The sequence below is a fragment of the Enterococcus spodopteracolus genome (genome assembly GCF_030441955.1).
In the GTDB taxonomy this organism is placed as follows: domain Bacteria; phylum Bacillota; class Bacilli; order Lactobacillales; family Enterococcaceae; genus Enterococcus_B; species Enterococcus_B spodopteracolus.
The window spans coordinates 1-9,189 of the sequence record NZ_JARJHD010000025.1 but is presented as its reverse complement, the minus strand read 5'-3'; the positions used below and the strand labels follow the sequence as shown (position 1 = coordinate 9,189).

General features: G+C 36.2%; 24 protein-coding genes. All 24 read right to left on the bottom strand.

All coding sequences use genetic code 11. The annotated features are described in order from the left end of the window. Positions 1-28: 28 nt before the first annotated feature. Complete coding sequence (locus tag P3R27_RS13855; protein ID WP_104871632.1) at positions 29-211, bottom strand: hypothetical protein; 183 nt, start codon at positions 209-211, stop codon at positions 29-31. A 562-nt stretch (positions 212-773) separates the two neighbouring features. Next, entirely contained in the window at positions 774-1,241 is a 468-nt protein-coding gene (locus P3R27_RS13850; RefSeq protein WP_100546396.1) for an ArpU family phage packaging/lysis transcriptional regulator, read from the bottom strand. 73 nt (positions 1,242-1,314) lie between these two features. Then, positions 1,315-1,719: an ArpU family phage packaging/lysis transcriptional regulator gene (locus P3R27_RS13845; protein WP_301359724.1), complete on the bottom strand. Its 405-nt coding sequence runs from the start codon at positions 1,717-1,719 to the stop codon at positions 1,315-1,317. Between the two features lie 63 nt (positions 1,720-1,782). Further along, positions 1,783-2,076, bottom strand: coding sequence for a hypothetical protein (locus tag P3R27_RS13840; RefSeq protein WP_301357549.1), 294 nt, complete (start codon positions 2,074-2,076; stop codon positions 1,783-1,785). Next, positions 2,076-2,261 (bottom strand): hypothetical protein, encoded by a 186-nt coding sequence (locus P3R27_RS13835; protein ID WP_301357548.1) that lies wholly within the window; start codon positions 2,259-2,261, stop codon positions 2,076-2,078. Before P3R27_RS13835 ends, P3R27_RS13840 begins: the two co-directional genes overlap by 1 nt. Further along, positions 2,258-2,566, bottom strand: a complete 309-nt coding sequence (locus P3R27_RS13830) for a hypothetical protein (RefSeq protein WP_301357547.1) — start codon at positions 2,564-2,566, stop codon at positions 2,258-2,260. Before P3R27_RS13830 ends, P3R27_RS13835 begins: the two co-directional genes overlap by 4 nt. Next, a complete protein-coding gene (locus P3R27_RS13825; protein WP_301357546.1) occupies positions 2,566-2,778 on the bottom strand; it encodes a hypothetical protein in 213 nt (70 codons plus the stop codon). The genes P3R27_RS13830 and P3R27_RS13825 overlap by 1 nt, the downstream gene beginning before the upstream one ends. After that, a complete protein-coding gene (locus P3R27_RS13820; protein ID WP_301357544.1) occupies positions 2,756-2,977 on the bottom strand; it encodes a hypothetical protein in 222 nt (73 codons plus the stop codon). Before P3R27_RS13820 ends, P3R27_RS13825 begins: the two co-directional genes overlap by 23 nt. Beyond that, positions 2,977-3,207 carry a hypothetical protein gene (locus P3R27_RS13815; protein ID WP_301357543.1) on the bottom strand — a complete coding sequence of 77 codons (231 nt, stop codon included), beginning with the start codon at positions 3,205-3,207 and terminating at the stop codon, positions 2,977-2,979. The genes P3R27_RS13820 and P3R27_RS13815 overlap by 1 nt, the downstream gene beginning before the upstream one ends. Further along, a complete protein-coding gene (locus P3R27_RS13810; protein WP_301357542.1) occupies positions 3,194-3,394 on the bottom strand; it encodes a hypothetical protein in 201 nt (66 codons plus the stop codon). Before P3R27_RS13810 ends, P3R27_RS13815 begins: the two co-directional genes overlap by 14 nt. A gap of 24 nt (positions 3,395-3,418) precedes the next feature. Continuing rightward, positions 3,419-3,637, bottom strand: a complete 219-nt coding sequence (locus P3R27_RS13805) for a hypothetical protein (protein ID WP_301399101.1) — start codon at positions 3,635-3,637, stop codon at positions 3,419-3,421. Continuing rightward, entirely contained in the window at positions 3,634-3,924 is a 291-nt protein-coding gene (locus tag P3R27_RS13800; RefSeq protein ID WP_034687956.1) for a hypothetical protein, read from the bottom strand. The genes P3R27_RS13805 and P3R27_RS13800 overlap by 4 nt, the downstream gene beginning before the upstream one ends. After that, entirely contained in the window at positions 3,914-4,477 is a 564-nt protein-coding gene (locus tag P3R27_RS13795; RefSeq protein WP_301357455.1) for a DUF1642 domain-containing protein, read from the bottom strand. The genes P3R27_RS13800 and P3R27_RS13795 overlap by 11 nt, the downstream gene beginning before the upstream one ends. Further along, the gene (locus P3R27_RS13790) at positions 4,470-4,703 is read right to left on the bottom strand and encodes a hypothetical protein (RefSeq protein WP_074799450.1); all 234 of its coding nucleotides are present in this window, start codon (positions 4,701-4,703) and stop codon (positions 4,470-4,472) included. The genes P3R27_RS13795 and P3R27_RS13790 overlap by 8 nt, the downstream gene beginning before the upstream one ends. Next, on the bottom strand, positions 4,700-5,083 hold the full coding sequence (locus P3R27_RS13785; protein WP_301357457.1) for a YopX family protein: 384 nt from the start codon (positions 5,081-5,083) through the stop codon (positions 4,700-4,702). Before P3R27_RS13785 ends, P3R27_RS13790 begins: the two co-directional genes overlap by 4 nt. Then, positions 5,080-5,214 carry a hypothetical protein gene (locus P3R27_RS13780; RefSeq protein ID WP_301357458.1) on the bottom strand — a complete coding sequence of 45 codons (135 nt, stop codon included), beginning with the start codon at positions 5,212-5,214 and terminating at the stop codon, positions 5,080-5,082. The genes P3R27_RS13785 and P3R27_RS13780 overlap by 4 nt, the downstream gene beginning before the upstream one ends. Next, a complete protein-coding gene (locus P3R27_RS13775; protein ID WP_301357461.1) occupies positions 5,211-5,717 on the bottom strand; it encodes a YopX family protein in 507 nt (168 codons plus the stop codon). Before P3R27_RS13775 ends, P3R27_RS13780 begins: the two co-directional genes overlap by 4 nt. A 12-nt stretch (positions 5,718-5,729) precedes the next feature. After that, positions 5,730-6,116: a beta-sandwich lipoprotein gene (locus P3R27_RS13770; RefSeq protein WP_301357463.1), complete on the bottom strand. Its 387-nt coding sequence runs from the start codon at positions 6,114-6,116 to the stop codon at positions 5,730-5,732. Continuing rightward, positions 6,113-6,616, bottom strand: a complete 504-nt coding sequence (locus P3R27_RS13765; protein WP_185953858.1) for a hypothetical protein — start codon at positions 6,614-6,616, stop codon at positions 6,113-6,115. The genes P3R27_RS13770 and P3R27_RS13765 overlap by 4 nt, the downstream gene beginning before the upstream one ends. After that, complete coding sequence (locus tag P3R27_RS13760) at positions 6,603-6,923, bottom strand: hypothetical protein (RefSeq protein ID WP_301357466.1); 321 nt, start codon at positions 6,921-6,923, stop codon at positions 6,603-6,605. The genes P3R27_RS13765 and P3R27_RS13760 overlap by 14 nt, the downstream gene beginning before the upstream one ends. Continuing rightward, the gene (locus P3R27_RS13755; RefSeq protein WP_301357467.1) at positions 6,917-7,081 is read right to left on the bottom strand and encodes a hypothetical protein; all 165 of its coding nucleotides are present in this window, start codon (positions 7,079-7,081) and stop codon (positions 6,917-6,919) included. Before P3R27_RS13755 ends, P3R27_RS13760 begins: the two co-directional genes overlap by 7 nt. Further along, positions 7,071-8,051: a phage replisome organizer N-terminal domain-containing protein gene (locus P3R27_RS13750; protein ID WP_301357468.1), complete on the bottom strand. Its 981-nt coding sequence runs from the start codon at positions 8,049-8,051 to the stop codon at positions 7,071-7,073. The genes P3R27_RS13755 and P3R27_RS13750 overlap by 11 nt, the downstream gene beginning before the upstream one ends. A gap of 6 nt (positions 8,052-8,057) precedes the next feature. Then, positions 8,058-8,744 carry a putative HNHc nuclease gene (locus P3R27_RS13745; protein ID WP_301357470.1) on the bottom strand — a complete coding sequence of 229 codons (687 nt, stop codon included), beginning with the start codon at positions 8,742-8,744 and terminating at the stop codon, positions 8,058-8,060. 5 nt (positions 8,745-8,749) lie between these two features. Further along, positions 8,750-9,189 (bottom strand): Sak single strand annealing protein (locus P3R27_RS13740; RefSeq protein ID WP_301357472.1); only part of this gene is annotated, 440 nt, incomplete at its 5' end.

Below are 9,189 nucleotides of genomic sequence, written 5' to 3'. Positions count from 1 at the left end.
TGATTTCCCTCCAGAATAAAAAGTCCGCTTACTCAAAGTACAGAGGCATTAATTCATTACTTACTTTGAATTCAATTGTTTTTTGTTTCTCTCCATCTTGATAGGTTCGACTTAGTGTGGAATATTTCCCTGTCTTATTTTTGAGCTGAACTACCATGCCTTTTTTACAATACACGATTCCGTTGAGTACCAAATCAACTGACGCTAACATAAGCTTTACCTCCTTATATAAAACAAAAAGACCACTCAATGAGTGATCTCATATGTAAAAACTACACCTCAGCAATGAGATGCAGTTATAACTCTTTACGATTTTGCTAACTAGTAGCTTGGGATCACCGTAAACCCTAATTATGAGATTGCCCATTCCTCTTGCAGTAGCTATAGAATGGTATATAGGTCAGATTGCCTCCACTACTGCTCAATCTCAAAGTCGCTTGCAAGGATTTGCACCTTGCATGGATTACTCTAATTCACCCTTTATTGCGTCTACCTATTCCGCCACAGCGACATAATAAGAATAGACAGCAACATATGAACTATCTGTAGGAGCTGAACCCCACATCCTTTAGTTTATTTGTTGCTGTCTATCGAAGCTTAATTACAACGATGAGGGAGATTTCCTCCCTTCAAATTGTTTTTGTCGATGTCCTGTTTCCTAATCTTTCGACACTATCATAATAAATCATTTTCTAGGTAGTTGATTGGTATAAAAAAGGTATAAAAAGGAAAGCATTTGGGTAGTAAATGGGTAGTAAAAGTGTAAAAACTGGCTACTTAAAAGCAACCAGTTCTAGTGAAGAAGCAAATTGAATGATGATTTTGTTTGATTCTGCTTTTACAGATTCTTCGCTCGTATTATTTCTTTGGGCAGTTACATAAATCGACATACCATTGATATAGCGATCATAGAATATCTTTTTCCGCCTCTCTGTTACATCAGGTTTATGCGGATGCTGAATCGCTGAATAGCCACGAACAAATAATTTGTGCAAGTACTCAAATTCTTCTTGCGCTTCCTCTCTCTCAATCATCATTCGTTCTGCTTCAAATGTATTATTTGCTGTAGAAGGTGGAACCAAGGAGTAAGATGCTGTTACTTTAGGCTCCCGAGGTTGACCTATCCTACATCTAGCTGACAGATATGCTGAAAGAAAAACACCAACATTATGTTTTGTGCGATCCATATCCACATCTTTTGCCTCTGGTGTCTCATACTTCTTTACATCGAAAAGTACCATCCATTGATTCCTCCATTTATGATATAATAATTGTGTCAGAATTATTAATTAAAGTCGGAGGAATCCGGCTTTTTTATTTTGTACGTGAAATAAGTTCACCCGATTTATATGCCTCAGCGAATTCGATCAAAGCTACGGATTTCATTCTCTCAACAGTTCTGTCAGAATATCCTAACTTTTCCCCAATTTGATACATGGTCATCTTATTAGAAAAACAAAAGCTATAATAAAGAACTTGAAAATGAATTTTACTTAATCGCACTAACGCATCAATAACCGAATTTCGAATGCTTACTGCTTCAATAATTTCTTCATTTTGACTGTCATTTATAGGTTTAAACTTCTTAGTAATCATCATCACGGAAAAGTCCACTTTCACTGGTCCGACTAAACGTTCTAAATTTCTATAGTTGTTCAATACTGCCCTTGCATTTTTTCTTGTTTGTTTAGCATCTATATTCTCCAAAGGGTTTGCCATTGTTCCTTCTCCTTCCAGTTGTGGAAAAATACTCATATTTGTAAGGTAGTTTAAAGAGCAAAACTAAGCTTTTATAACTTCCATATCCACTAATCGAGCCACTGCAACATTCGATTTGCTCTTTGCTAGTTCTTTGTCACACTCCATCGTATTCTCAATACGAATAACTGCTGAATGATTGTACACACGTTCTACATACCCTCTAATTGGATAAATGAACTCTTCTGCTGTACAACGAACCATATCGCCGACTTTAAATTCTGATTCCTCTTGCTTAATAGTATTTTTAGTTGGTAGATCCATTATCAAGCCACCAATTCCATAAGTATCAGTGTAAAATTCGTCTTTTAGTTTCATTACGGCTTCTCCGCATCCATTGCAATAACTATCTCGCTTTCAATTCCAACTCTATCTCCATCGGGATTTAATTTGAATTTCGATGGAGTCATTAAACACTTTTTACCATTTGAAATTACCCAAAAATATAACATTGCTTCTGATGGCATATCTTCTAATAACTCTAAAGCTTCATTTACGTTCATTCTGCTTCCTCCAGCTCTTTATTGCTTAAAAACGAATATCTAGCAATAGTAGTATATGGTTGAGCAATTCTAGCAATTATCATTGCGTGAGATTTCTCTCGGCATTCAGGACATAAATCTAAAGATTCAAATAACAACGATTGTTCTTCCGCTTTAGTGAGGTGTCCTCGCTCATTTAAAAACCCTATTTCTCTAACAGCGCTCTTTACAGGAAGAATGCCTTGTGGATCACCTTCATGGATAGTTTCTTTCTTTTTACAAACATCACATGTAATTTCAACTGTATATGTTTTTTTAGTTGCCATCATAATTCCTCCTCATCATAGAAAATCGCCCCATCCAAGCCCACACCATGCGCATAGCAGAATTTGTTACATGCCATGTATCTTTTATGATATTCATTTTTAAAACTTAAGCTGTTTCCGCATTCTGAACAATAAAGTTCCACTTTTTTATTTGGATAACCATTTTTGATTAATTGCTTTTTAAATTGTTTATTTTTTTGCCGTTTTTTCATCACTTGACTCCTGTTCTAACGCATAGCCAGCAATATTTTTAATGAAAAATACTGCATTTCGTTTTACTTGTGTACTTACTCCAAAATACTCAAAAGTAATTGTGTCATTTTGCCAAGTCCACTGAAAATTTGTTGCCTTTTCAAACTTCATTGTTGATCCGTCTTTATTCCATATGATTAAACTTTTATCTTTTTCCATCACGCTTCCTCCAGTTCCAATCCAACATATTCAGCTTTTTTAAACCACTTATCAAAATCTGGATGAACTCCTGTAATTTGATTAGAGTTCTTTTTAACTGCGGTTTTCGTTTGATAGAGCAACATTCCTCTAGGATCTATTGCAAATAAAAATCTATGAGTGTTTCCTTTTCTATACCATCCACGCTTATACTTCTGCTGTAATCCTTTTAAAAATTCAATTGATTCCATTGGGATTCTCCCCCTGTTCCAATCCCCATTGAGCGAATACTGCTAGGACTTCGAATTGCTGATCGTCTGTTAACTCCAGCAAAGGATCCCGTAATTCATCAAGATGACCCCATGCTGCATTGTTCATCATCCAAAATACAACTTGCATTGGCTTTCCTGTTGGTGCAGTTAGTTTCAACCATTCCAATACGACTTTCTGGTTGTCGTTGAGTTAGATATTAGAAGCTAATAGTTCGTCCGCAAGATTATTAGCAAAATTATAAGATGCCTCAAAACGTGTAATATATTTATCAGCTATATCAGTCATTTTGCAAATCCATTCAGGCTCTGACATAACGCTTTCTATATCATCCGTATCTGAATAGATTCTGTTTGCGACTTTTTCTATAAAAGCTTTATCTTGTTCTAATTCTTTAGTTAATTCACTCATCCTTCTACCACCTCATACATTTTTTCAAATACATCTGGTTTATATATATGAAAGTGCCCAAACTCATCTTTTACAATGTAATCTTTATTAGTAAGTTGTTTTATTCCATCGTCTGTGGAAACACAAGGTATTCTTTCGCTTCTATTTTTTTCACGCCAAGTTTCATCAATAAAATTACGTTCGCCACTAAAACCACCGATGAAATCATGACACTCTTTCCAATTTTTCGAATAACTAGAGTTGAACTGCACTGCTTCTACAATTGCTGGTCTCTTTCTACATTCCATGATTCTCTGACACCTCTTCCACTGGCACAGCAAACGCCCAGTATCTTTCATCGATTACTTTTATTTCTGATTCAGTGAACTTCATATCGTCGAAGTCATTATTATCGGCTAATTCAACTCCATTACGAGTCTTCATTAGATAAGCTTCTTCAATACCTGGTGATACAGTTATCTCTGGAAAATAAACATAATACATCGGCTCTTTCTTGACCTCGTAGCCGTCTTTCATGCGGATGAGGGTTTCGATTGGCTTATTTTTAACAACATCTAACCAATTCTCAAAATCTGTCTTGTGTTGCCATTCTTCATCGTCTAATTCTCTGATTGCCATAAAAATAGCTAAATCCAGTACATCTTTATTATCTTCAAACCACTCCGACACGAACTTCGGCACCACTGGCTTCTGCGGTTCGTTTAGCTTTTTTAAGTCATTAATAAATTCTCTATAGAGACTAAACTGAATTTGTTCTATGCTTGGACCTATTCTAGGACGATATGCACTTAATTTAGTTATTTCTGCAATATATTTATCAATCAACTCTTGTTTACTCATCGCTATTCCTCACTTTATCTTCAAATTCCATTGGAGATGAGCTAATGTTTTTCAATAAAGTTTCCGCCATTTCTTCTGGCGTCACTTCATATTTATTAGCAAGATATTCAATGATCATTCCCGCACAGATAATATCTTCTGTATCATTTGCCTCTGTCCATTTTTCGATTTTCCACTCGTCATTTTTTTCTACACATCTAAAAGCCGCTACTACTTTTTTGCTCATACGCCATCCTCCAATATATTGCTATTCTCGTATACATTTCCAATTACCTCTTCTTCCCCCGTCCAAGAATAGCCATTATTTAGACCTGAAAGATACCATGCTGGCATACCACCGATAAACGTCCCACCATACTCCTCTAACCAAATGACTTCATGAGGACAACCACTAGTGCATTTGATAATATCGCCTTGATAAACGTCTACACCGTTCTTGTCTTTCAGTCCTGTAGATTGCATGAGTATGGTATCGACTTCAAAGCTGTACCAATCACCTCTACCGTTTTCTATGGATAAATAGCCTATATTATCGCTAAAATCTATTAATTCAACTTCATGCATTGTCTTGTTTTTCTTATCCCATGCCCGAAACTTCAGTATCATCTGCTGTCTTCCTCCATATTTTCCAAAATAGTAATAGCTTTCTCTATGCCTTTTCGCTCTTCGTCAGTAGCGCATGCGTATAGATAACTTCTTAATCGACGAATGGCTTTACTGATCGATATTCGTTTCATTTGCTGTCCCCCAATAACTCTGGATTCTCGTATATATTGCCTAAAATAGTTATATCATCAGCTGTTAAATTGAATGCGTGCAAGAATACCTCTTCTAAATCATCTTCGGTTGGTAAACTTCTTGAGATTGACATTCCATCTATTTCGTTTGGTATTGTCTGCGGATTGTGATAATCATATTTAGCCTTGTTAATTATCCAAGCTGTTCCAGTTTCATCTAAATCAACAACTCCCATCAAATGATTTTCTTGGTAGAATCCTGCTACATATTCCTCCCAAAAGATATCAATTACATCGCCTTTAAAAACTTCTTTCTCTCCGTCATCATTGAATGAATCATCCATATATCCTTTCAGCCCTGTGGATTGCATGAGTTCAACTTCATCAAATTGGCGGTCAATTCGTCCACCTTCTAAATCCACCAATTCATTAAGCCAATCGATAACTAAAACATTTATTAATACTTGTGTTTCTTTATCCCACGCTCGAAACTTTGGTATCATTTGCTGTCCCTCCTACTTATTTTCTGTAATGGTGAAAGGCACAATGCTCTCAGGCATATAGTTGACTTCGTATTTGTATTGGTTCACTTCAGCGCCTACAAGATCTTCTATCACGTACATGTTGAACTGAGTCATATTGATTAAATGCTTTTTATAAACTCCTTCTTCCGTTTCGACTAGTATCTCAAGTTTTTCAGAGTTACTAGTATTTACCGAAATTCTTCCAATAACCTCAAATTCTACTGTGTTAGATAATGTGTTCATAACAGCGACACGGCGAATTACATTGAAGTTATCTGCTTCTTGGCTTACATTATGAGACACTTTCGTAGCTTGACGACATGCTGATAAGCTAAAAACCATACCTATAGTCACAATTAACATTATTAGTTTTTTCATTTTTCTTCCTCCAAGTATTTGAATGTTCGTTTCTTAACGTCTGTCGTTTCCCTTTTTGCATACGTATATATCGTGCTTGGCTTCAATCCTAGCTCCCGACCGATATCTTCACATAATCCCTGAACTAAGATTTTTCCATCGTGATATACGGCGATTCTTTTCCTTTTTTGATTTCTTTTTATATACTGATTTTTTTCTTTATCTGGAATATTTTGTTCACGCCACTTGGCCCAAACCGAACCACCAACGCCAAGTGCTTCTTTAATGGCTTTGACAGTGTAACCAGTTTTTCGTAGCCTCTTATAATCTTCATAGGTGAATGTTTCAAAATTCATCTTTTGCAGAGGGTGTGAGTCGTCCATCGTGTCATAATCAATGAAGCCTCGTATCACCTGAACCTTCTTAAGCTCTTCGTCTGTTAGATCCTCAACGGATCGACCTCTCATTATCTGCATCATCTTTTTTCGATATAAACGTTTTTCTTGTTTAGATAAACTCATTCGATCCTCCTTCGATTGTGCATACCTCTTCAAACTGTCTAGTGATACGCTCAAGCGCCTTTTTATACTCGATAATACTTTTTATCACGTGACCTTCTCTCAGCACGTAGTCACGCTGTATGGCTCTTAAACACATAGTCAGTGTTTGATAGTAACCAATAAAGGAAGTCGATTCTTCCTGCTCGCCTTTAGCATTTTCGGTATATTGGATCTTTCCAGACTCATCACATACGACACGTGAGAGAACGATATTTTTGCAATCGCTTGTAGTTGCGATCCGATAGTCCTCTATTCGCATATCTAACATTCTTCCTGAGCCTCCGATATTATTTTTAGTACGTGTGCTAGTGCGCTCTCACGTCCCGTATGGAACGCATTGAGCCACTCATCGTCATAAGCTAAACTTCGTCTTAACTCTTCGACACGCATCATTTCAAGTTGTGCAATAAGTTGGTTAACAGTCATTTTCCTTCTCCTCTTGGGCTTTCTGTGCCAAATAAGCTTCGAAACGTGCATCAATTTCTGCTTTCTGTTGTGGATCAAGTTCTTTTTCTTCTTGCGATTTATTTGCCCATTCTGGTAATTTCTCACGACGGACATTTTTTTGATAATTCCGACTTATAGATTTTACTTGCTGACTTTTTCGCATTTCTTCTTCTCCCTCAATGGCAGATTTACTAAATAGTCGTTTATTAAAACGATTCTTAAGGATTCCTTCTAGATAATTCCATCGACGATTATTATTTTCAATTGCTGTATTTACACCATGGATCATCCAAGCATCTGCTTGCTCAATGGTTAGGCCTGCTTCTTCCAAGTCTTTTAACCAAAAATTGATATTATCCCCCATAGTATTCCCATAAGGACTACCAAACCCATTTTTTTCAATATACGAATATATTTGAATCGAATACTGTTTTAATTCAGGAGCATCTTGTTTGTCTTTGTCTTTCTCTAACTCTTTCTCTATATCTAACTCTTTCTCTAACTCTAACTCTGGTGTAGTTTTGTCCGGACATTTGTCCGACATTTGTCCTCCTGTTATTAAATTCTTTTTTGCTTCTTCTATTTTCTTTCTATAATCTCTTTTTCTATCAGCTTCTGTTGAGGACTTCCCAATAAAACTTTGAATATCTGACATGTAGATTGCTCCGTTATCTAATACATCAATAAGTTGCAAATCACAGAAAATTTGAACCGCTTTTTCTACAACTCCTACAGAATGCCTTGTGATAGTTGCGAGCATAGTAGAATTAAATGGAATTCTGTCATTAAACATTAACTTGCCTTCATGCTTCAGACTTCGTAAATAGAGTTTGAGGAGAATATTTGAATATATATAGCCATCTGGCATACTTTCAAGAAGAATCATTTCGTCACTATCAAAAAAATTCTCTTTTAGTTTTAAATAGTAGTATCGCTTGTTATCAGCCAATGTTTTTTATCCTCCTATGCCAAGTTTCTTAATTGTTTCTTCGTTTAACTTAATCCCTTTGATTTGGTACTTATTTTTAAAATTAGTCACGCCTAGTTGATGCTTTTCCGTGTGATGGATTCTGCAAAGTCCTGCGTAAGTGTATTCTGAATGATCAATTTTCTTACGTTTACGTCTGCCCAACGCTTTATCGAAGTGATCAATATCAGCTCCTGTTCTTCCACAGATACAACAAACTCTTTTGGTAATACATTTGTAGAAATAGTATTCTTGATTCGCTGGTAAAATCTCATAACCTTCTTTGAATGGAATATGATGTTCAAAGATGAAATCTAAGATGATATTTGCTAGGATGTTTACGTCACTTACAGTTGTATCCGATTCGTCCTTGAGGCTTATTTTTCGCCCTGTGACACCTTCAAAGCGAAAGTAGAAGAATTCCTTCCAGAAATCTGTTGGCGTGCCTGTATCGATGAATATATCCCCTATGAGCGCATAGATGAAATTTCTTTGCTGGGCTGTGAAGCGACGTGGATCGATAAAACGCACTTCAATGATCCGATCACCTTCATAGCCTTCGTACATTGTTCTTAAACGTTCGATGTTTACTTCTTCGTTAATTGTTGCGGCAATGTATTTTCCTTTGAACTTTCTAAGAACTGCTGAATAGGAATCGATTATTGAATTAAACACTTACATCACTTCTTCTTGTTTAATTCATTTCGCTTTTTAGCAATTGCTCTTTCCATCAATCCGCATTGTTCATAAGTTAAATCCTCAAGAGCATTTACTTTCTCAGCAATTAGATTCCGTTTAACAGTCTGTTCGTTAACAAATTCGATTAATGTAGGTACCATATCTTCGCCCATTTCTCCATTAAAGTTATTAATTATTTCTTCAAGCATATTCAATTTTTTTGTATCAATTTTTGGCGGAGCTGGAATATCTTCCCCTTGATAAACGTGTAATCCTAACCCATGGAGAGCTAAAGCTTTAACAAAACAACGCTTGACCGAGTTATTAATCTGACTTGCATCCGGTTTAGCAATTGGCTTATTGTTGTAATCTGTCACCGGGAAAAGTTCTGTCTCAGTCCTGCCTCTTAGCGTGACAGACACAGAAACATAAGTTCCTGTTT